This window comes from Klenkia soli, assembly GCF_900103975.1.
Lineage (GTDB): Bacteria > Actinomycetota > Actinomycetes > Mycobacteriales > Geodermatophilaceae > Klenkia > Klenkia soli.
Genome location: NZ_FNIR01000001.1, coordinates 178,600 through 198,979, shown reverse-complemented (window position 1 = coordinate 198,979; position 20,380 = coordinate 178,600). Strand labels below are relative to the sequence as shown.

Here is a 20,380-nt window from a genome sequence, read left to right as displayed (position 1 = left end):
GGCTCAGTCGGCGCTCTTGTCCCGGTTCTCGCGGGCCTCCCGCGCCTCGCGGGTCTGCTGCTCGCGCTTGCGCTTGCGCTCCTTGCGGCGGCGGGCGGCGGCCTCGTCGTCGGGCGGGGCCAGCCGGTCGAGCTCGCCGCGGATGAAGTCGCGGGTGGCCAGCTCGCCGATCGCGACCCGCAGCGAGGCCAGCTCGCGGGCCAGGTACTCGGTGTCGGCGCGGGTCTGCGCGGCGCGGGCGCGGTCCTCCTCGACCTGCACCTTGTCGCGGTCGGTCTGCCGGTTCTGGGCCAGCAGGATCAGCGGCGCGGCGTAGGCGGCCTGGGTGGAGAAGGCCAGGTTCAGCAGGATGAACGGGTAGGGGTCGAACCGCAGCGAGATCCAGGCGATGTTGATCGCGATCCAGACGATCACGATGATCGTCTGGATGGCCAGGTAGCGGCCGGTGCCCAGGAAGCGGGCGATCCGCTCGGCGTAGAAGCCCACCGCGTCGGGGTTGAACGTCGGTCGCCAGCCCCGCACGGTGCCGGGCTGGTCCAGCTGCAGGTCCGCCCGCCGGGCCGCCTCGCGGGCGTCAGCCACGACGGGCCCGCTCGCGCCAGTCGTCGGGCAGCAGCGCGTCCAGGACGTCGTCCACCGTGACCGCGCCCAGCAGCCGGCCGCCGGCGTCGACGACCGGGGCCGCGACCAGGTTGTAGGTCGCGAAGTAGCGGGTGACCTCGGCCAGCGGGGCCTCGGGGCGCAGCGGCTCCAGGTCGTCGAGCACCCCGGAGACCAGGGTGAACGGTGGCTCGCGGAGCAGCCGCTGGATGTGTGCCAGGCCCAGGTAGCGGCCGGTGGGGGTGGCCGAGGGGGGCCGGCAGACGTAGACCTGGCTGGCCAGCGCCGGGGTGATCTCCTCGGACCGCACCCGGGCCAGCGCCTCGGCGATGGTGACGTCGGGGGCCAGGATCACCGGCTCGCTGGTCATCATGCCGCCGGCGGTGTCCTCGGAGTAGTCCAGCAGCTGGCGCACCGACTTGGCGTCGTCGGGCTCCATGAGGCCCAGCAGCCGGTTGCGGTCGGCGCCGGGCAGCTCGCCGAGCAGGTCCGCGGCGTCGTCGGGGTCCATCTCCTCCAGGACGTCGGCGGCGCGGTCCTCGTCGAGGCTGCGCAGGATGGTGATCTGCTCGGCCTCGGGCAGCTCCCCGAGCACGTCGGCCAGCCGGCCGTCGTCCAGCGCCTCGGCGACCTCGTTGCGGCGCTTGTCCGGCAGGCCCTGCAGCGCGTGGGCCAGGTCGGCGGGCTTGAGCTCGCGGTAGGTGGCGATGAGGGTCTCGGCGCTCTGCCCGGCCTCCTCGAGCGAGAGGCCGACGACCTCGTCCCAGGCGACCTGGTGCAGCTGACCCCGACGGCCGAACCGGCCGGGCTCGGCCACGGCGAGCCGGGTCAGCACCCAGTCGCCGGTGCGGTTCTGCTCCATCGAGGCGTCGACGACGACCGCGACCCGGGCGTCCTCGGTCATCGTGACCCGCCGGTCCAGCAGCTCACCCAGCACCAGCGTCTCGCCGGCCCGCTGCTCGAAGTGCCGCAGGCTCAGCGTGCCCGTGCTCAGCGTGACCGCACCGGCGTCGATGCGGGTGACCCGGCCCATCGGCAGGAAGATCCGGCGCCGGGCCACCACCTCGAGCACCAGGCCCAGGATGCGCGGCGGAGCGGTGCCGACCCGCAGCGCGACGACGGCGTCGCGGACCTTGCCGACCCGGTCACCCGCCGGGTCGAAGACGGTCAGCCCGGCGACCCGGGACACGTACGCGCGCGTCACGGTCGTCACGCGGCGAGGCTACCGTCGCCGCCGTGCTGTCCTTCGAGGTCGTCGACGTCTTCGCCCCGCGACCGCTGAGCGGCAACCAGCTCGCCGTCGTCCTCGGGGCCGCCGACCTCACCACCGCGCAGTGCCAGGCGCTGGCGCTGGAGTTCGGGTACTCCGAGACCACCTTCGTCACGGCCGTGCACGAGGGCGGGTACGCGGTGCGCATCTTCACCACCGAGACCGAGCTGCCCTTCGCCGGCCACCCGAGCGTCGGCACCGCCCACACCCTGGTGCGGCTGGGCCTGCTGCCGGCCGGGACGGTGCGGCAGGAGTGCGGCGAGGGCGTGGTGCCGCTCGAGGTCTCGGCCACCGGCGCCCGGCTGACCGGTGGGCCACCGCGGTGCCGACCCGGCCCCGATCCCGCGGCCCTGGCCGCCGCCGTCGGGCTGGCCGCGGACGACGTCACCGGTCGCCCCGCGCACCTGACCAGCTGCGGGTTGGAGTTCGCCCACCTCGACGTGCGCCCCGGCGCGGTCGAGCGGGCCGTGCCCGACCCCCGGGCACTGGCCGCGCTGCTGCCCGACGTGCTCGGCGGCGTCTCGGTGCTGGCCCGCGGGGACGGCGACGAGCACACCGTGCGGGTCTTCGCCGGCGGCACCGCCTGGGGCGAGGACCCGGCCACCGGGTCGGCCGCCCTGGGCACGGGCGTCTGGCTGGCCGCGGAGGGCCTGGCCGGCGAGGGCACGTCGGGGTACCGGCTGCACCAGGGCGCGGCGCTGGGCCGCCCGTCGGTGCTCGACGGCACGGTCACCGTCGAGGCGGGCCGACCGGTCCGGGCCACGGTCGCCGGCGACGTCCACCCGGTGGCCCGCGGCACCGTCGTCGTCCCGGCGTGAGCACCACCGACGCCTGGGCGGTGCACCGCCCCGGGGGCCGCGACCTCGCGCTCATGGCCGTGGCGGTCGTGGGCATCTCCCTGTCGGGGCCGCTGACCGCACTGGTCGTCGCCCCCGCGCTGGCCATCGCGTTCTGGCGCAACGCCGCAGGTGCCGCGGCCCTGCTGCCCGTGCTGCTGACCCGCGAGCGGTCCGGCCTGGCCGGGGTGCGGCTGCGCGACCTCCGCAGCTCCGTGGTCGCCGGCCTGTTCCTCGCCGCGCACTTCGCGGCCTGGCTGCCGAGCCTGTCGATGACGTCGGTGGCGGCCTCGATCGCCCTGGTCACCACCACGCCGATCTGGACGGCGGTGGCCGCCCGGTTCACCGGGGTGCGGCTGCCGGCCCAGGTCTGGTGGGGCCTCGGCCTGGCCGTGGCCGGTGCGGCGCTCATCGCCGGGGTCGACGTCACGGTGTCGATGCGCGCGCTGGCCGGCGACGCGCTGGCGCTCACGGGCGGGATCGCGGCAGGCGGGTACGTGCTGGCCGGTGCCCGGGCTCGGCAGCGGTTGCCCACCTCGGCCTACTCGGTGGTCTGCTACAGCACGTGCGCCGCGGCGGTGGCGGTGGCGGCCCTGGTCGCGGGCGTGCCGCTGGCCGGGTTCAGCGCCCGCGACTGGTGGCTGATCGCCGGCATCACCGTCGTGGCCCAGCTGTTCGGCCACACCGTGCTCAACCTGGTGGTCTCCTCGGTGGGCCCGACGGTGGTGGGCCTGGCGATCCTGCTGGAGGTCCCCGGTGCGCTGCTGGTGGCCCTGGTGCTGCTGGGCCAGCTGCCCCCGCTGCTGGCCCTGCCGGGGATGGGGCTGGTCGTCGTCGGCGTCGCCCTGGTGATCCGGGCATCCCGACCGCGGACGCTCGTGGAGCCGGTCACCTGAGGCCTGGTTACTCTCCGGTAACCATCGTCGATCGTGGAGGCACCGTGGCCGAGCTCCGATCCCGCCGTTCCAACCTCGCCGTCCCGGGCAGCAACCCCCGGTTCCTGGAGAAGGCCAAGGGCCTCCCCGCGGACCAGGTGTTCCTGGACCTGGAGGACGCCTGCGCGCCGCTGGCCAAGCCCGGCGCCCGCAAGAACATCGTGGCGGCGCTGAACGAGGGCGGGTGGGGCGACAAGATCCGCACCGTCCGGGTCAACGACTGGACGACGGAGTGGACGTTCCAGGACGTCATCGAGGTCGTCGGCGGCGCCGGCGCGAACCTCGACGCGATCATGCTGCCGAAGGTGCAGGACGCCGGTCAGGTGCAGGCGCTGGACATGCTGCTCACCCAGATCGAGAAGGCCAACGGCCTGGAGGTCGGGAAGATCGGCATCGAGGCGCAGATCGAGACCGCTCGGGGGCTCATCAACGTCAACCAGATCGCCTTCGCCAGCCCGCGGATCGAGACGATCATCTACGGCCCGGCCGACTTCATGGCCTCGATCAACATGAAGTCCCTGGTCGTGGGCGCGCTGCACCCCGACTACCCGGGCGACCCGTTCCACTACATCCTCATGCAGATCCTCATGGCCGCCCGCGCCCGCGGCGTCCAGGCCATCGACGGCCCCTTCCTGCAGGTCCGCGACGTGCCGGCCTTCGAGGAGGTCGCCAAGCGCTCGGCGATGCTCGGCTTCGACGGCAAGTGGGTGCTGCACCCGGGCCAGATCGACGCGGCCAACGAGATCTACGCGCCCTCGCAGGAGGACTACGACCACGCCGAGCTGATCCTCGACGCCTACGAGTGGGCCACCAGCGAGGCCGGTGGCAAGAAGGGCTCGGCAATGCTGGGCGACGAGATGATCGACGAGGCCAGCCGCAAGATGGCCCTGGTCATCGCCGGCAAGGGCCGGGCCGCGGGCATGGACCGCACGTCGAGCTTCACCCCGCCCGAGGAGTGAGTCAGGGGCCGAAGCTGGCCAGGGTGACGACCGCCCAGATCCAGGTGAGGGCCAGCAGGCCGTAGACCGCCGTCCCGATCGACCCGACGATGATGCCGGCCAGCGCCAGACCGTCGCCGTCCTCACCGGTGCGGCGGATCTGGCGGCGGGCGGCGATGCCCAGCGCCAGGCCCACCGGGGCGAACACGAAGCCGAACACCAGGGCCAGGATCGCCGTGGTGTTGGTCGGCCGCCGCACGAGGTAGACCGGCGGGCCGTACCCGGGCGGCGGGCCGTAGCCGGGCGGGGGCCCGTAGCCGGGGGGCGGTCCGTAGCCCGGGGGCGGGCCGTACCCCGGGGCGGGCGCGGGGACGGCGCCCTGGGTCGACTGCACCGGCGGGTCGCCGCGGTAGAAGCCGTCGTCCTGGCTCATGGGGTCCTCCTCGGGGACGGTGCCGGGGACAGGGTCGCAGAGGTGACGCAACCCACCGGGGAGGCGCTGGTCGGTGGGCCATACTCGCCGGTAACCACCGGACACCGTCGTCCCCCGCGAGGAGCACCCATGACCCGCTTGGCCCAGACCGCCGACCTGACCGAGATCCAGACCGAGATCCTCTCGACGGTCCGCCGGTTCGTCGACCGGGAGATCATCCCGCGGGCCCAGGAGCTCGAGCACTCCGATACCTACCCGCAGGAGATCGTCGACGGGATGAAGGAGATGGGGCTGTTCGGCCTCATGATCCCCGAGGAGTACGGCGGCCTGGGCGAGTCGCTGCTGACCTACGTGCTGGTCGTGGAGGAGATCGCCCGCGGCTGGATGAGCGTCTCCGGTGTCATCAACACCCACTTCATCGTGGCCTACATGCTCATCCAGCACGGCACCGACGAGCAGAAGCAGAAGTACCTGCCGCGCATGGCCACCGGCGAGGTGCGCGGCGCGTTCTCGATGAGCGAGCCCGGGCTGGGTTCCGACGTCGCGGCGATCCGCACCCGGGCGAAGAAGGACGCCGACGGGAACTACACGATCGACGGCGAGAAGATGTGGCTGACCAACGGGGGCAGCTCCACGCTGGTCGCCGCGCTGGTCCGCACCGACGAGGGCGGCGAGAAGGCGCACCAGAACCTGACCACGTTCCTGGTCGAGAAGCCCACCGGGTTCGGCGAGGTCGTGCCCGGGCTCACCATCCCCGGCAAGATCGACAAGATGGGCTACAAGGGCGTCGACACCACCAGCCTGGTGTTCGACGGCTACCAGGCCTCGGCCGACGACATCCTTGGCGGCGTGCCCGGCAAGGGCTTCGCGCACATGATGGACGGCGTCGAGGTCGGCCGGGTCAACGTCGCCGCCCGCGCGTGCGGCATCTCCATCCGGGCCTTCGAGCTGGCCGTCGAGTACGCCCAGCAGCGCGAGACCTTCGGCAAGAAGATCGCCCAGCACCAGGCGATCGCCTTCCAGCTGGCCGAGATGGCCACCAAGGTCGAGGCCAGCCACCTGATGATGGTCAACGCGGCCAAGCTGAAGGACTCCGGGCAGCGCAACGACGTCGAGGCCGGCATGGCCAAGCTGCTGGCCAGCGAGTACTGCGCCGAGGTGACCACCCAGGCCTTCCGCATCCACGGCGGCTACGGCTACTCCAAGGAGTACGAGATCGAGCGGCTCATGCGCGAGGCGCCGTTCCTGCTCATCGGCGAGGGCACCAGCGAGATCCAGAAGACGATCATCAGCCGGGGTCTGCTCAAGACCTACGCCAGCAAGCGCTGAGGCCGGCGCCGCGGGCAGGATGTGCCCGTGGGCAGGCGCGGGTGGGTGTCCGTCGAGGACGCCGCAGGGGACTGGTGGCGGCTGTCGGTGTTCGACGACGGCTGGGTGGAGCTGCCCGGCTTCGCGCGCGGGCTGTCCGACACCCGTGCGCAGCTGCGCCAGCTGCTGTTCCTGGTGGGCGGGTTCGGCGTGCTGGTGCTGCTGTCGCAGCTGGCCGGGCGGCTGGACGGCGTGGGCGAGTCGCTCTCGCTGGTGCTGTCGGTCCTGGCGCTGGGTCTGCTGCTGGTCTCGGCCGTGCTCATCGGCCGCTTCCGCGCCCGGGACCGGCAGCAGGCCGCCGGAGACCGGGCGCAGGCGGCGCGGCAGGCGGGGCGGGTGCGTCGTCGTCCGGGCACGCCGTGGTTCCGCCGGGCACGCACGTCCGCCGAGTTCGCGGCCGCGCTGGAGGGGGTGCGGAGGGTCGGGGCCGAGCAGGTCGGCGTCGTCGTGCTGACCGGACCCGAGCACCCCGGAGCGGCGGACCCGCTGGTGGTGTCGGTGCTGCTGCACGACGGCTCGTCGCTGACCTACCGCACCCCCGACGCCGCCGCCCGCGAGCTGTTCGCCCCGTTCCTCAGTCGATCGGACGGCTGAGGTCGTAGAGGGTCACGCCGTCGACCGTGGTGGGCGTGTAGTGCTCGCCCACCCAGGTGGCGATGGCGCTCGAGGCGTCGGACCCGCCAGAGCTGCGGCCCACCGAGCCGCCGACGAACCAGTGGATGTCCCCGGCGGCGACGTACTGCTGGAACTGCAGCAGCGTGGGCGAGGGGTCGCTGCCGTTGAACCCGCCGACGGCCATCACCGGGTCACCGGTGGCCAGCTGGTAGCCGGCCGCGCTCTGCGAGCCGACGGCCGCGGCGACCCAGGTGAAGGAGGACGCGTTGGTGCGCAGGGTGGCCACGACCTGGGCGCTGGGGTCGCTGGCGCCGATCAGGCTGCCGCGTGCGCTGGTGCCGCCCGCGGTCCCGGGGGCGAACCCGCCCCCGGGGTGCGCGCCCGCGGGTCCCCCGACGGGCGGTCCGGTGCCGACGCCGGCCCCGAGGCGGACGGTCATCGACGGACCGCCGCTGACGATGGACCCGCTGTGCGGCGTGGCCGCGGTCTCGACGGCGTAGGCCGCGGGCCCGCCGAGGGCGGCGACCGTCCCGAGGGCCAGGACGGCCGCGACCACGGGCCGGCGCAGCCGGTGCACCACGAGCAGCGCGGTGGCGGCCAGCAGCGCACCGACCAGCACGGCGGGGGCCACCCAGGGCCGGAAGTCCGGGGTGCGGCCGAGCAGCACCCACGACCACCACCCGGTCCCGGCCACCGTGCCGGCGAGCACCGTCCGGGCCCACCACGAACCCCGCCGGGCCCACAGCAGCCCGCCGCCGATGCCGACCACCGCGGCGATCGCCGGCGCCAGCGCGACCGTGTAGTAGGCGTGGAAGATGCCGGCCATGAGGCTGAAGGTCAGCCCGGTGGCCAGCAGCCAGCTGCCCCAGACCAGCAGCCCGGCGCGGGCGGGGTCCGTGCGCGGCCGCCGACCGACCGCCACCAGGCCGGCGACGCCGAGCACCAGGGCGGCCGGCAGCAGCCAGGCGACCTGACCGCCGATCTCGGCGTCGAAGAGCCGCCCCAGGCCCGTCTCGCCCCAGCCCGAACCGCCGCCGACCGATCCGGTCTCGTCGCCGGTGAGCCGGCCCAGGCCGTTGTAGCCCCAGATGAGCTCCCACGCCGAGTTGGTCTGCGAGCCGCCGATGTAGGGCCGCCAGTCGGCGGGCACGAGCTCGACCACCGCCACCCACCAGCCACCGGCGACCACCATCGCCAGGCCCGCCCACAGCAGGTCGACCAGCCGGCGGCGGACCGTGCCGGGGGCGCAGACCAGCCACACCAGGGCGAAGCCCGGGACGACCAGGAACGCCTGCAGGGTCTTGGTCAGGAACGCGGCGCCGATGAGGACGCCGACGCCGACCAGGGTCGCCCGGCGACCCGACTGCACGGCCCGGGTCAGCAGGTAGGCCGCCAGGGTGAGCAGCAGGACCAGCAGCGCGTCGGGGTTGTCGAACCGGAACATGAGGACGGCGACCGGCGTCAGCGTGCAGGCCGCGCCCGCGAGCAGCCCGGCCCCCGCGCCGGCGACCCGCCGCACCGCGAGGTACAGGACCCCGGTGGTGGCCACACCCATGAGGGCCTGCGGCACCAGCAGCGACCACGAGCTCAGCCCGAACAGGCGGACGGCGATCTCCATGACCCACAGCGAGGCCGGGGGCTTGTCCACGGTGATGGAGTTGGCCGCGTCCGAGGAGCCGTAGAAGAACGCCGTCCAGCTCTGCGAGCCCGCCTGCACCGCGGCGGCGTAGAAGGCGTTGGCCCAGCCCGAGGCGGCGAGGTCCCAGACGTAGAGCACGCCGGTGGCACCGAGCAGGGCCAGCAGCGACGGGCGCACCCAGGCGGGGTCGTCGTCCCGACCGCGCAGCGGACGCCGGACCGGGGACGCGGCGGCCGGCCGGTGCGGGGCCGGGGGCGCCGCCGCGACCGGCGGGTCCAGGACCGTGCTCACCGGGTGCTGGCCTCGAGGTCGGGCACGAGGCCGTCGACGGTCCGCTCGGCGCGGGGCGTACGGGTGCGGAAGACCCAGGCGCGGAACAGCACGAAGCGCAGCAGGGTGGCCGCCAGGTTCGCCGAGACGAGGAAGGCCAGCTCGGTGAGGCGGGGGGCGTGCGGGTCCCACACGTTCAGCGCCGCCAACGTGCCGCTGGTGAGCGCCAGGCCGAGGGCGAAGACGAGCAGGCCCTGGAACTGGGCGGTGGCCGCACCGCCGCGGCCGCGGATGCCGAAGGTGATGCGCCGGTTGGCCGCGGTGTTGGCCACCGCGGTGACGGCCAGGGCGACCAGGTTGGCGGCCTGCGGCTCGAAGGTGTGGCGCAGGCCGACGAACAGGGCGAGGTAGGCCAGCGTGGAGACCACGCCGATGACGGCGAAGCGGACCAGCTGGCCCAGCAGCCCGGCGGGGACGCCGTCCAGGTCGGGCTCGACGAGCGGGCCGCGGCCGATCTGGGCGCGCAGGTCGGCCAGCGGGAGCCGGCCGGTGGTGAAGGCCCGCCACATGCGGACGATGCCGGCGAGGTCGGCCTTCGCGGTGGAGACGATGTGCACCCGGCTGTCGGGGTCGTCGACCCAGTCGACGGGGACCTCGGCGATGCGCAGGCCGGCGCGCTCGGCGAGCACCAGCAGCTCGGTGTCGAAGAACCAGCCGGTGTCCTCGACCAGGGGCAGCAGGCGGGCGGCGACGTCGGCGCGGATGGCCTTGAACCCGCACTGGGCGTCCGAGACGTGGGTGGCCAGCGTGCCGCGCAGCAGCAGGTTGTAGCTGCGGGAGATGAACTCGCGCTTGGCGCCGCGGACGACGCGGGAGGAGCCGGCCAGCCGGGTGCCGATCGCGAGGTCGGAGTGGCCGCTGATCAGCGGCGCGACCAGCGGCAGCAGGGCGTTGAGGTCGGTGGACAGGTCGACGTCCATGTAGACCAGGACGGCGGCGTCGCTGGCCTGCCACGCCCGGTTGAGCGCCCGGCCCCGGCCCGGCTCGGTCTCGACCCGCACGCGGACGTCGGCCAGCTCGCCGGCCAGCCGCTGGGCCAGGGCCGGGGTGCCGTCGGTGCTGGCGTTCTCCGCGACGGTGATCCGCGAGCTGAACGGCAGGGTGGCCAGGTGGGCGTGCAGCCGGCGCAGGCACTGCTCGAGGTCGGCCTCCTCGTCGTGCACGGGGACGACGACGTCCAGCACCGGGGGGACCGACCGGGTGTCGTCGGAGGAGACCATCAGCGGGGGCATGCGGTGACGGTGGGGCGCCAGCCTGACGGTGCGCCCAGGACTTCCTGCACGCCTGCTGTGGGAATGGCGGACGACCGACCCGGACTTGCACCCGGGTATGAGAGCTGTCGGAGTGACCGAGTTCGGCGGGCCCGAGGCCCTGCACCTGCTCGACGTGCCCGAGGTGCACGCCGGTCCGGGGGAGGTGCGGCTCGCCGTCCGGGCCGCGGCGGTGAACCCGACCGACACCTACGCGCGCAACGGCACCTACGCCCAGCACCCGAAGGCCCCGAAGGAGATGCCCTGGATCCCGGGGATGGACGTCGCCGGCGTGGTCGACGAGGTCGGCCCGGGCACCGAGACCCCGCTGGCGGTGGGGGACCGCGTGATGGCGATCGTCGTGCCCTCCGGCGCGCACGGGGGCTACCGCGAGCAGATCGTGCTGCCGGCGGCGTCCGTCGTCCCGGTGCCGGCCGGTGTGGACGACGCCGCGGCCGCGTCGCTGCCCATGAACGGCCTCACCGCCCGGCTCGCCCTGGACCGGATGGGCCTGGCGTCCGGCCAGGTGCTCGCGGTGACCGGCGCGGCCGGCGCCTTCGGCGGCTACGTGGTGCAGCTGGCCAAGGCCGACGGGCTCGTGGTCGTGGCCGACGCGTCCGGGGCCGACCGCGAGCTGGTGCGCTCGCTGGGCGCCGACGTCGTCCTCGACCGGGGCGAGGGCTTCGCCGACGCCGTCCTCGAGCGCTACCCCGACGGGGTGGACGGCCTGGCCGACGGCGCGCTGCTGGGAGCCGAGGGCGCCCGCGCGGTCCGCGACGGCGGCGTGGTGTCGACCGTGCGCGGCTACCGCGGGGACGACGTCCCGCCGGGCCGCTCGATCCGGTTCGAGCCGGTCATGGTGCGCGACTACGGCCAGAACACGCAGGCGCTGGACCGGCTGCGGCAGCAGGCGGAGTCCGGCGAGGTCACGCTGCGGGTGGCCGACGTCGTCCCGGCCGCGGACGCCGCGTCGGCGCACGCCCGGCTCGAGGCCGGCGGGGTGCGGGGCCGGCTGGTCCTCACCTTCTGACGGGGGCGGGTCAGGCCTCCACGACCTGGTCGCGGAGGCCGGCCACCACCTCGCGCACGTCGTCGAGGTGGCCGTCCTCGACCCCGACGTCGGCGAGGGCGGCCAGGCGGGGGTCGGCGAGCACCAGGTCGTGGAAGCGCTCGACGGCGGTGTCGAGCAGGGAACCACCGGTGGGCGTCGGGCTCACGGGTCACCTCCGGTCTCCGGGTCAGCGCGAGGCTACGACATCCGTGCTGGTTCAGTACCGCACATCCGGGTGGCGTCGCCGGGCAGAGCCGCATGCACGGCCCAACCGCCGGTGGGCGCCGGCCCGGCCGCGAAGGTCCCGCCCAGGTCGACCACCCGCTCGCGCAGCCCGATGAGGCCGCGGCCCGTGCCGGGCAGGGCGGGCGGCTGCCCCGTGGCGGGGCCGTTCTCCACGCGGACGGTCACCGACCGGTCGCCGCCGCCGTCGAGCTCGACGTGCACGTCCGAGCCGGGGGCGTGCCGCAGGGCGTTGGTCAGGCTCTCCTGCACGACCCGGACCGCGGCGTGGGCGACGTCCGCGGGGAGGCCCTCGCGGGAGCCGGTCAGCCGGCAGGTGACCCGGAGACCGCTGCGGGCGGCGTGCGCGACCAGCTCGTCGACGAGGGACAGGTCCGGGTCGGCGACCCCGGTCCCGGCGAGCAGGACGACCAGCCGCTGCAGGTCGGCCTGGCCGAGACGGGCGGAGTCGGCGATGGCCGCCAGGGACTCGACGGCCGCACCCGGTGAGTGGGGTGCCAACCGCTGGCCGGCGGCGGACTGCACGACCACCACGCTCAGCGCGTGCCCGACGATGTCGTGCAGCTCGCTGGCGATCCGCGCCCGCTCGTTGCGCACCGAGAGCTCGGCGAACAGCTCCCGCTCCGCCGCCAGCTCGCGGCCCCGCGCGGCCAGCTGCTCGGCGGTCTCCCGGCGCAGCCGCAGCGCGGTGCCGGCGAGGAACCCGGGCGCGACGAGGACGAGCAGCCCGGGGCCGCCGTCCCCCGCGAGGACGAGCAGGACGGCGAGGTAGGCCGCCCAGCCCACCCCCGCGACCCACGCCGCCCGACCGCCGGCGTGCTCGGCGGCCAGCGCGGCGTGGACCATCAGCACCGGCAGCAGGAAGTCGCTCGGGTCGGGGCCGGTGAGGGTGCAGACCCCGATCAGCAGGGGCCCGGCGACGAGGACGGGGACGGCGCACCGGCTCCGCAGCGCCAGGACCAGGGCGCCGGTGACCTGGCACACCGCGCCGACCCACTCGCCGGGACCGCGCAGGTCGTCGCCGGCCAGCAGCGGGACCAGGGTGAGCGCCAGGGCCGCCGCGGCCAGCAGCAGGTCCAGGCGGCGCCCGGTCACGCCTCGCCCAGCACCGGCAGGTGCGCCAGCACCCGCGCCCGCCCCCGCGTCACCTTCAGGTCCAGCGACCCGGCGTGCAGCACGGCCCGCTCGCGGGCCCGGGCCACGGCGGTCCGCAGATCCGAACCCCGGGGCACCGAGCCGGCGACGAGGATCTCCAGCGCGGTGTAGGTGAACGTCACCGCGACCCCGACCGGTGCCCCGGGCCCGTCGGCCAGGACCGGGACCAGGTGCTCGACGATCCGGTAGGCCGAGAGCTCGACGCTGGCCGGCAGCACCCGGGGGTCCCCGCCCACCTGCAGGCGCGAGCTGCCGTGCTGGGCGAGCAGGGCGTCGAGGTGGGCCACCGACGGTGCCGGGGCCAGGGCGACGTCACCGCCGCGCAACCGCCCGACGAGCTCGCGCATCTCGTGCAGGGTCCGGCGGCTGTCCTCCTCGATGCCGACGAGCACCGCCTGCAGGGCGGCCGGGTCGGCGGCGGTCCGCCCCCCGTCGGCCGCCGCCGCCAGCAGGGCCAGCCGCTGGTCCAGCAGTGCCTCCAGCCGGAGCGAGAGCCGGGCCCGGTCGTCGCCGACCTCCAGGGCGGCGCGTTCGTCCCGGAGCACCCGCAGGTCCGCGTTGCGCCGGCGCAGCTCGCGGGCCATCGCCGCCCGCTGCGCCACCACCAGCCCGATCCCGAACAGCGCGGCCTGGAGCAGGACCACCACCGGCAGGATCTCCGGCCCGGCCGCGGTGTCCTGCACCAGCACGACGGCGGCGAGCACGACACTCCCGCCGAGCGCGGTCAGCCGCTGCGGCCACCGCGGGTACGCGGTGCCGGGCAGGAACGCCAGCACGAAGGCCAGCGGCAGCCCGGCACCGCAGCGCACCGTGTGCCCGAACAGGAGGACGTGCACCGCCATCAGGGCCGTGCAGGCCACCACCACGCCGACCAGGCTGCGCCGCCACCGGAGGACGGGCAGGACGGCGGCGACGAACAGCGGCACCTGCCACCACGACCGGGAGTCCACCCGGACGGCGTCGTCGAGGGACACCACGTCCTCCACCGCGAGGACCGCGGCCAGGGCGGCGAGCACCCCCGCGAGGACGGCGTCCAGCGGCCGGATGCGGTGCCCCGCCTGCGACCCCACCACGACCTCCCCGGACCGTGCCGCCCGGTCAGACGAGGGTCTCGGCGGGGGTGGCCGGCACCGGTGCGGCGACGTGGTGCGTGCGCCGCTGCACGAGGAGCCCGACACCCCAGAACACCGCCGCGATCACCGCGGTGACCGGGATGATGTCCAATCCTGCGGCCGAGTCCCGCACCAGCACAAGGAACTGGATGCCGACCACCGCCACGACGGCGGCGACGGACCGCCGGCGGTCAGTCAGCAGGCGCCCGGCCGCGTACGCCAGCGCGAAGGACAGCGGCAGGCCGGCGCCGCACCGGACGACCCAGCCGAAGGCGACGTCGTGGACGGCGAGCGCCGCCGCGGTGACGCCCAGGACCGCCCACAGGTGGTGGCGCCGGAGCAGGACCGGCAGCGTCGCGGCCGCGAAGACCGGGACCATCAGCCACGAGGTGGAGCCGATCCGGGTGCCGTCGTCGCTGCCCTGGGTGTTGAACACCATCAGGAGGACGCCGAGTGCCGTCATCGCGGTCGCGAGGACGACGTCGAGCGGCCGGACGCCGCGGAGGATGCTGGTCATCGCCGAGTTCCCTTCGGTGGGCACCGACTGGTCCGGTGCGCTGGGCGAAAGCTAGGGACCGGCGACCACCCGGGGCGTCCTCATCGCGGACGATCTGCGCCGCGCACGTACTCCTCGAGGACGACGCCGGGCATGATCGGCGCGTGCCCGAACCAGCCGAGCCGATCCGGGTGCTGCTGGCCGACGACCAGCAGCTGCTCCGGGCCGGGTTCCGCGTCATCCTGGGGTCCGAGCCGGGCATCGAGGTGGTCGGCGAGGCGGCGGACGGCGTCGAGGCCGTCGAGCTGGCCGGCAGCCTGCGGCCGGACGTCGTCCTGATGGACATCCGGATGCCCCGCCTGGACGGGTTGTCGGCCACGGAGCACCTGGTGCGGGTGCCCGGCGGGCCGCGGGTCGTCGTCCTCACGACGTTCGACCTGGACGAGTACGTGGTGCGTGCCCTGCGGGCCGGCGCCTACGGCTTCCTGCTCAAGGACACCCCCGCCGCGCGGCTGGTCGGGCGGTGCGGGCCGCGGCGCACGGCGACGCGCTGATCGAACCCTCCATCACCCGCCGCCTGGTCGAGCAGTTCGCCGCCGCGGAGGCGCCCCCCGGCGTCCCGGGTGCGATGGCCGGGCTCACCGACCGCGAGCGCGAGGTGCTGCGGCTGGTCGCCCGCGGGCTGTCCAACGCCGAGATCGCCGCGGAGATGACGGTCGCCGCGACGACGGTGAAGACCCACGTCGCCCGCATCCTGGCCAAGCTCGGCGTCCGGGACCGGGTGCAGGCCGTCGTCCTGGCCTACGAGACGGGCTTCGTGACCCGCTCCCGGTAGGGCCGCTCGAGCACATCTCAGGGTCACGGTGCGTGGCTGCCTGCGTCCGGTGCGTGCCGGCGCCGTTCACCCGATCGGGTTGCTCTGCGGCCGGCTGTCCACAGGCTGCTCGATCGGGCTCCCGCGGAGGCGGGCGGGACCGTATTTTCGCGGTTCCGTCGTCCGTCGTCCCCGGGGGGAGTCCTGCGTGTCCGTGCTGCCCGCCGCGGCGACTGCGCTGGACCTGGTCGACGCCGAGGTGCGCGAGCTCGTCCGCCGGCGCGGGCTGGACCCCGCGGTCGACCCGGGCCCGGTGCGGGCGCTGGTCCGCGAGGTGGTCGCCGACTACGCCGAGCGGTCGCTGTCCTCCTCGCTGCCGCCGCTGGCCGACCCCGAGGGCGTGCTGCGCGACGTCCTGGACCGGGTCGCCGGCTTCGGGCCGCTGCAGCGCTGGTTGGACGACCCCGAGGTCGAGGAGATCTGGGTCAACGAGCCCGGCCGGGTCTTCGTGGCCCGCCGCGGGCGCAGCGAGCTGACCACCACGATCCTCGGCGCCGGCGAGCTCGCCGACCTGGTCGAGCGGATGCTGCGCACCTCGGGTCGACGAGTCGACATGTCGACCCCGTTCGTCGACGCCACGCTGCCCGACGGGTCGCGCCTGCACGTCGTGATCCCCGACGTCACCCGGCGGCACATGGCGGTCAACATCCGCAAGTTCGTGCTGCAGGCGCACAGCCTCGACGAGCTGGTGGCCCTGGGCACGCTGGGCACCCAGGTGGCCCGGTTCCTCGAGGCGGCGGTCGCGGCGGGGCTCAACATCCTGGTCAGCGGAGGCACCCAGGCGGGCAAGACCACGCTGCTGAACTGCCTCTGCTCGGCGATCCCGGCGCGCGAGCGGGTGATCACCGCGGAGGAGGTCTTCGAGTTGCGGGTGCCGCTGCCCGACGTGGTGGCGATGCAGACCCGCCAGCCCAACCTCGAGGGCGCCGGTGAGATCCCGCTGCGCCGGCTGGTCAAGGAGGCGCTGCGCATGCGGCCCTCGCGGCTGGTGGTCGGCGAGGTGCGGCAGGAGGAGTGCCTCGACCTGCTGATCGCCCTGAACTCCGGGTTGCCCGGCATGTGCACCCTGCACGCCAACAGCGCCCGGGAGGCCGTGGTCAAGATGTGCACGCTGCCGCTGCTGGCCGGCGAGAACATCGGCCACGCCTTCGTGGTGCCCACGGTGGCCAGCAGCGTCGACCTCGTCGTCCACGTCGGCACCGACCCGTCCGGGCACCGGCGGGTGCGCGAGGTGGTGGCGCTGCCGGGCCGGGCCGAGGGCACCGTCATCGAGACCGCCGACGTGTTCACCAGCCGCGACGGGCGGCTGGTCCGGGCCGACGGGTACCCGCCGCACCCCGAGCGCTTCGCCGCCGCCGGGTTCGACCTCGCCGAGCTGCTGGGGGACCGGCGGTGACCGTCCCCGGCGCACTCCTCGGCCTGGCGCTCGGGGTGGGGTTGCTGCTGGTCTGGCGCAGCGGTCCGCGCGCCCCGCAGCGCCGCACCACCGCCCGCCGTCCCGGCCGCCGGCAGCAGCTGATCTCCGCCGCGGGGCTGACCGGCATCAACCCCGCGCAGCTGCTGGCGCTGCAGGTCGTGCTGGGGCTGGTGGTCGCCGTCCTGGTCCTGGTCACGACCGGCACGATCACCATCTCGCTGGCCTTCGGCGCGTTCGGCGCCGCGACCCCCCACCTGCTGGTCCGCCGGCTGGCCGGCAAGCGCCGCGCCGACCTGCGCGAGGTGTGGCCCGAGGTGGTCGACAACCTGGCGTCGGCGGTGCGGGCCGGCCTGTCGCTGCCCGAGTCGCTCTCCGCCCTGGCCGTCCGCGGGCCCGAGGTGCTGCGCGCGCCCTTCGCCCGGTTCGCCGCCGACCACCGGGCCACCGGCCGGTTCGCCGAGTGCCTGGACCGGCTCAAGGACGACCTCGCCGACCCGGTGGGTGACCGCATCGTCGAGACCCTCCGGGTGGCCCGCGAGGTCGGCGGCAGCGACCTGGGCCGGGTGCTGCGCACCCTGGCGACCTTCCTGCGCGAGGACGCCCGGGCCCGCGCCGAGCTCGAGACCCGGCAGGGGTGGATCGTGCAGGCCGCCCGGCTCGCCGTCGCCGCCCCCTGGGTGGTGCTGCTCCTGCTCGCCACCCAGCGCCAGACCCTGGCCGCCTACGACAGCCCCGCGGGCACGGCCATCCTGGTCGGCGGGGGAGCGGTCTGCTTCGTCGCCTACCGGCTCATGCTGCGGATCGGGCGCCTGCCGCAGGACGTCCGGGTGCTGCAGTGACCCCCGGCGTGCTCGGCATGCTGCTGGGCCTCACCACCTCGCTCGGGCTGGTCCTGGTGCTCCGGTACGCCCCGCCGTCCCGGCCGGTCCGGCTGGTCGACCGGCTGGCGCCCTACGTGCAGGACACCCCGCCGCCGTCCCGGCTGCTGGGCACCGCCACCGAGCCGGGCATGCTCTCGGCCGCCCGCCGGGTGTTCGGGCCCGCGCTGACCGACGGCGCCCGGTTCGTGGACCGCCTGCTGGGTGGTCGGGTGGCGGTGCGCCGCCGGCTGGCCGCGCTCGGCGCGGACACCACCGTCGAGGACTTCCGGGTCGAGCAGGTCGTGTGGGGCGGGCTGGGGCTGCTCGGCGGCGGGGTCGCCACCCTCCTGGTCGCCGGGGCCACGGGCAGCCTGAACCTGCTCAGCGCGGCCCTGGTGTGCGTCGGTGGTCTGGTCAGCGGGGTCCTGGGGCGCGACTGGTGGCTCAGCCAGCAGGTCCAGCGGCGCGAGACCCTGCTGCTGGCGGAGTTCCCCGTGGTCGCCGAGCTGCTGGCGCTGGCCGTCACCGCCGGCGAGAGCCCGACCGCGGCCATCGCCCGGGTGACCCGGCTGTCCGGCGGCGAGCTGGCCCGCGAGCTCGGTGGCGCACTCGGTCGTGCCCGTGCCGGCGTCCCGCTGGTCACCGCGCTGCAGCAGGTCGCCGACCGCACCTCCGTCGACGCGCTGGCCCGCTTCGTCGACGGGCTGGTCGTGGCCATCGAGCGCGGCACCCCGCTGGCCGAGGTGCTGCGCGCCCAGGCCGCCGACGTCCGCGAGGCCGGCAAGCGACGGCTGCTCGAGGCCGGCGGGGCCAAGGAGATCCAGATGATGGTCGCAAGAGTCATGGTTTCCCCGTCCTACCGACGGAGGGAGCAGCGGTGACCACGGCTACGAGACGCTCTGACACGCCCTGCAAGCTGGTGCGTCCCAGTGGCACCATCCCGGCCGTGACCAGCGACGATCGGCCCCTGCTGCTGACTCTCGACGACGTGGCCGCCGAACTCCAGGTCAGCGAGAGCTCTGTCCGCCGGCTCATCGAGCACGGGCTGCTCGCCTACACCGACATCCACGCGGTGAAGGGCGGCCGCCCGCGCCTCCGGGTGCCCCGCGCCGTTCTGGAGGAGTTCATCGCCGCCCGCACCACCACCAGCCCGATTAGGGCCACAGACGCACCTTGGCCGCCCGGCTGAGGTGAAGCGGTCCCGCCGCCTGGCTGCAACCGGACGACGGGACCTTGATCCACGCTTGGAGTGGACCCATGAGGGAAGTTATCGGTTCCGGCCGTTGTACCGTCCCGCCCGCCACGCTGCGCGAGACGCAGACGGCTTCTGACACCCCCTGTCCGTCCTGGTGCCTGCGCCACGAGGACGCCGACATCGGGCGCCCGGACGCGTTCCGGGTGCACCGCGGCGCCATCCGCTTCTGCGGCGACATCTCGGTGCAGCTGGAGCGGACCCAGCAGCTCAGCGACGGCGCGTGGGAGCCGGCCGTCGTCCTGCTCGACGGGCGAGACCTCGACCTCCGGGTCGCCCGCGCCCTGTCGTCCACGCTGGCGCAGGTGCTCGACGAGGCCGGCCAGTGAGCCGGGGCCGGCACGCTCAGCCACCGCTGCGCCTGACCCGTCGCGGGCGCATCGTCCGCGACGTCGTCATCGGCGCCCTGGTGCTGGCGCTCCCGCTGTTCGCGACCCAGCTGTCCGTCGCCTTCTTCACCGTGGTGGTCTGGGCCGGGCAGTTCGCGGGGCTGACCGCATGACCACGGCCCGGCAGCAGTGGGCGCACGACCGCGCTGACGAGGTGGTCCGGCTCTACGGGGAGGGGCTCACCTCCTACGAGGTCGCGGAGGCGCTGGGCACCACGCAGGCGACCGTGCTCAACGACCTACGCCGCAGGGGTGTGCAGGCCCGAAGGCCGGGACCGCAGGGACCCCGCCGCCCGCGTCGAGACCTGACGCTGGTGCCGAGCCTGACACCCTTGCCGCACGTGATGAAGCGGTCGGTGGCCAAGGCGAAGCCGACCGTGGTGGTGGTTCCGTCGGCGCCCGCGACGGAACCACCACCACCCATCGAGGTCGACCTAGCGGCGCCCGCAATCGGGTTCAGCGCCGACCGCGGGTGGCACGTCACCAACGTCCCGCCTGCGTGGGCGCTGGAGATGCTTGCCGACCTGGGCTGAGAGCAGGCAGGGGTACTCGTCTGGTGGGTACCCCTGCCTACAGCCAGCCGGATCCGAACAGCCCCATCTCCCGCCCCTCCAGGTCGACGATGGCGTCCGGAGGAATGGTGCGCAGCGAACCGAGCACCTGCATCAGGTCCTTCTGTAGGCGCTTGACCCCTCCGAGCTCGGGCGCGTAGTGCCTACGACGGCCGCGGATGAGTGACCCTCCAGTCGCCTTGCGGTCCCGGTCGTACTGATCGGCAAACGCTTCAAACGGGTCGTCGAAGACGGTGTCCTCTACTAGCTGGCGGCACACGAAAACGAACTGCTGGGCAGTGGGTCCGGCTACTGGCTGAGTCGCGTCAACGAGGACGGCATAGTCGCGGAACCCCATCAGGCTCGGCGTAGGCCCGCGCTTTCCGTCGCCGTGGAACGCGCTGTCCTTGCCGAACTTGCTCCTCGATGACCTCCAGAATGGGCAGACCATCGCGCTGTACAGCATGCAGATGCGGTGGCCGAAGATGTCGAGCTCGCTCACCTGGTCGCGACGGAGCTCCTCGCGAGTGGCCTGCCGGCTGTAGGTGTCGTGCAGCCGGTAGACCGAGTCCTCGGCTTTGATGGCGAAGCCGCAGACCGGGCAAGCGCGGAAGGCCGGCAAGATCAACTTCATGATGGGGTTGATCTTGGACTGGTTGGGAACGCCAGCGGCGTCGTAGCCGGCCTCAGCGGGGACCATCGCGCCACGTTCATCCTTGGGTAGATCGCGGAGATGGACCGCCGGGACCAGCAACTGGGGCATGAAG

General features: G+C 74.5%; 25 protein-coding genes. 15 read left to right on the top strand and 10 right to left on the bottom strand.

The features are described 5' to 3' along the window. Positions 1-3 precede the first annotated feature (3 nt). Together BLS67_RS01005 and BLS67_RS01000 are read right to left on the bottom strand one after the other, a co-directional pair. Positions 4-582, bottom strand: a complete 579-nt coding sequence (locus BLS67_RS01005; protein ID WP_165617424.1) for a DUF1003 domain-containing protein — start codon at positions 580-582, stop codon at positions 4-6. Then, positions 575-1,813: a magnesium transporter MgtE N-terminal domain-containing protein gene (locus tag BLS67_RS01000; protein WP_091238083.1), complete on the bottom strand. Its 1,239-nt coding sequence runs from the start codon at positions 1,811-1,813 to the stop codon at positions 575-577. Before BLS67_RS01000 ends, BLS67_RS01005 begins: the two co-directional genes overlap by 8 nt. Positions 1,814-1,836: 23 nt before the next feature. Between BLS67_RS01000 and BLS67_RS00995 the strand changes: the two genes are divergently transcribed. From BLS67_RS00995 to BLS67_RS00985, 3 genes are read left to right on the top strand one after another with little or no spacing between them, the layout of a single operon-like run. Beyond that, entirely contained in the window at positions 1,837-2,688 is an 852-nt protein-coding gene (locus BLS67_RS00995; RefSeq protein ID WP_207500154.1) for a PhzF family phenazine biosynthesis protein, read from the top strand. Then, positions 2,685-3,602 (top strand): DMT family transporter, encoded by a 918-nt coding sequence (locus BLS67_RS00990; RefSeq protein ID WP_242653685.1) that lies wholly within the window; start codon positions 2,685-2,687, stop codon positions 3,600-3,602. The genes BLS67_RS00995 and BLS67_RS00990 overlap by 4 nt, the downstream gene beginning before the upstream one ends. Positions 3,603-3,646: 44 nt before the next feature. Further along, entirely contained in the window at positions 3,647-4,600 is a 954-nt protein-coding gene (locus tag BLS67_RS00985; protein ID WP_091238081.1) for an HpcH/HpaI aldolase/citrate lyase family protein, read from the top strand. 1 nt (position 4,601) lies between these two features. Here the strand turns inward: BLS67_RS00985 and BLS67_RS00980 are convergent, their stop codons facing one another. Then, a complete protein-coding gene (locus BLS67_RS00980) occupies positions 4,602-5,012 on the bottom strand; it encodes a DUF4190 domain-containing protein (protein ID WP_207500153.1) in 411 nt (136 codons plus the stop codon). Positions 5,013-5,141: 129 nt separating this feature from the next. On the opposite strand from BLS67_RS00980, the gene BLS67_RS00975 reads away from it, so the two are divergent. After that, complete coding sequence (locus BLS67_RS00975; protein ID WP_091238078.1) at positions 5,142-6,341, top strand: acyl-CoA dehydrogenase family protein; 1,200 nt, start codon at positions 5,142-5,144, stop codon at positions 6,339-6,341. A 27-nt stretch (positions 6,342-6,368) separates the two neighbouring features. Further along, entirely contained in the window at positions 6,369-6,974 is a 606-nt protein-coding gene (locus BLS67_RS00970; protein ID WP_131801652.1) for a hypothetical protein, read from the top strand. Here the strand turns inward: BLS67_RS00970 and BLS67_RS00965 are convergent. Both BLS67_RS00965 and BLS67_RS00960 read right to left on the bottom strand, forming a co-directional pair. Beyond that, positions 6,955-8,925 (bottom strand): ArnT family glycosyltransferase, encoded by a 1,971-nt coding sequence (locus tag BLS67_RS00965; RefSeq protein ID WP_091238071.1) that lies wholly within the window; start codon positions 8,923-8,925, stop codon positions 6,955-6,957. The genes BLS67_RS00970 and BLS67_RS00965 overlap by 20 nt on opposite strands. Further along, positions 8,922-10,196: a glycosyltransferase gene (locus tag BLS67_RS00960; RefSeq protein ID WP_091238068.1), complete on the bottom strand. Its 1,275-nt coding sequence runs from the start codon at positions 10,194-10,196 to the stop codon at positions 8,922-8,924. The genes BLS67_RS00965 and BLS67_RS00960 overlap by 4 nt, the downstream gene beginning before the upstream one ends. A gap of 112 nt (positions 10,197-10,308) precedes the next feature. Here BLS67_RS00960 and BLS67_RS00955 point away from each other — a divergent pair, with 112 nt between their 5' ends. Further along, on the top strand, positions 10,309-11,244 hold the full coding sequence (locus BLS67_RS00955) for an NADP-dependent oxidoreductase (protein WP_242653684.1): 936 nt from the start codon (positions 10,309-10,311) through the stop codon (positions 11,242-11,244). 10 nt (positions 11,245-11,254) lie between these two features. Here BLS67_RS00955 and BLS67_RS23605 read toward each other — a convergent pair whose 3' ends face one another. The 4 genes from BLS67_RS23605 to BLS67_RS00940 are packed head-to-tail and all read right to left on the bottom strand — an operon-like array spanning position 11,255 to position 14,292. After that, entirely contained in the window at positions 11,255-11,431 is a 177-nt protein-coding gene (locus tag BLS67_RS23605) for a hypothetical protein (RefSeq protein ID WP_165617423.1), read from the bottom strand. A 32-nt stretch (positions 11,432-11,463) separates the two neighbouring features. Beyond that, entirely contained in the window at positions 11,464-12,603 is a 1,140-nt protein-coding gene (locus tag BLS67_RS00950; RefSeq protein ID WP_091238060.1) for a sensor histidine kinase, read from the bottom strand. Further along, entirely contained in the window at positions 12,600-13,733 is a 1,134-nt protein-coding gene (locus BLS67_RS00945) for a sensor histidine kinase (protein ID WP_091238058.1), read from the bottom strand. Before BLS67_RS00945 ends, BLS67_RS00950 begins: the two co-directional genes overlap by 4 nt. A gap of 28 nt (positions 13,734-13,761) precedes the next feature. Then, positions 13,762-14,292 (bottom strand): hypothetical protein, encoded by a 531-nt coding sequence (locus tag BLS67_RS00940; protein ID WP_091238056.1) that lies wholly within the window; start codon positions 14,290-14,292, stop codon positions 13,762-13,764. Between the two features lie 143 nt (positions 14,293-14,435). Between BLS67_RS00940 and BLS67_RS24875 the strand changes: the two genes are divergently transcribed. The 9 genes from BLS67_RS24875 to BLS67_RS00905 all read left to right on the top strand — a co-directional run bounded on the left by BLS67_RS24875 (position 14,436) and on the right by BLS67_RS00905 (position 19,595). Then, positions 14,436-14,825 carry a response regulator gene (locus BLS67_RS24875; protein WP_341350138.1) on the top strand — a complete coding sequence of 130 codons (390 nt, stop codon included), beginning with the start codon at positions 14,436-14,438 and terminating at the stop codon, positions 14,823-14,825. Next, positions 14,795-15,106 (top strand): response regulator transcription factor, encoded by a 312-nt coding sequence (locus BLS67_RS24870; protein ID WP_341350137.1) that lies wholly within the window; start codon positions 14,795-14,797, stop codon positions 15,104-15,106. Before BLS67_RS24875 ends, BLS67_RS24870 begins: the two co-directional genes overlap by 31 nt. 187 nt (positions 15,107-15,293) lie before the next feature. Next, the gene (locus BLS67_RS00930; RefSeq protein ID WP_091238054.1) at positions 15,294-16,541 is read left to right on the top strand and encodes a TadA family conjugal transfer-associated ATPase; all 1,248 of its coding nucleotides are present in this window, start codon (positions 15,294-15,296) and stop codon (positions 16,539-16,541) included. Further along, positions 16,538-17,401, top strand: a complete 864-nt coding sequence (locus BLS67_RS00925; protein WP_091238052.1) for a type II secretion system F family protein — start codon at positions 16,538-16,540, stop codon at positions 17,399-17,401. The genes BLS67_RS00930 and BLS67_RS00925 overlap by 4 nt, the downstream gene beginning before the upstream one ends. Beyond that, positions 17,398-18,303, top strand: coding sequence for a type II secretion system F family protein (locus tag BLS67_RS00920; protein WP_242653682.1), 906 nt, complete (start codon positions 17,398-17,400; stop codon positions 18,301-18,303). The genes BLS67_RS00925 and BLS67_RS00920 overlap by 4 nt, the downstream gene beginning before the upstream one ends. Before the next feature lie 65 nt (positions 18,304-18,368). After that, the gene (locus tag BLS67_RS00915) at positions 18,369-18,611 is read left to right on the top strand and encodes a helix-turn-helix domain-containing protein (protein ID WP_165617422.1); all 243 of its coding nucleotides are present in this window, start codon (positions 18,369-18,371) and stop codon (positions 18,609-18,611) included. Positions 18,612-18,679: 68 nt separating this feature from the next. Next, entirely contained in the window at positions 18,680-19,003 is a 324-nt protein-coding gene (locus tag BLS67_RS23370; RefSeq protein WP_131801651.1) for a hypothetical protein, read from the top strand. Then, positions 19,000-19,176: a hypothetical protein gene (locus BLS67_RS23600; protein WP_165617421.1), complete on the top strand. Its 177-nt coding sequence runs from the start codon at positions 19,000-19,002 to the stop codon at positions 19,174-19,176. Before BLS67_RS23370 ends, BLS67_RS23600 begins: the two co-directional genes overlap by 4 nt. Next, positions 19,173-19,595, top strand: a complete 423-nt coding sequence (locus BLS67_RS00905; RefSeq protein WP_091238046.1) for an RNA polymerase sigma factor sigma-70 region 4 domain-containing protein — start codon at positions 19,173-19,175, stop codon at positions 19,593-19,595. The genes BLS67_RS23600 and BLS67_RS00905 overlap by 4 nt, the downstream gene beginning before the upstream one ends. A 37-nt stretch (positions 19,596-19,632) precedes the next feature. On the opposite strand, the gene BLS67_RS00900 is transcribed toward BLS67_RS00905, so the two are convergent. After that, positions 19,633-20,376 (bottom strand): hypothetical protein, encoded by a 744-nt coding sequence (locus BLS67_RS00900; protein WP_131801650.1) that lies wholly within the window; start codon positions 20,374-20,376, stop codon positions 19,633-19,635. Positions 20,377-20,380: the final 4 nt, after the last annotated feature.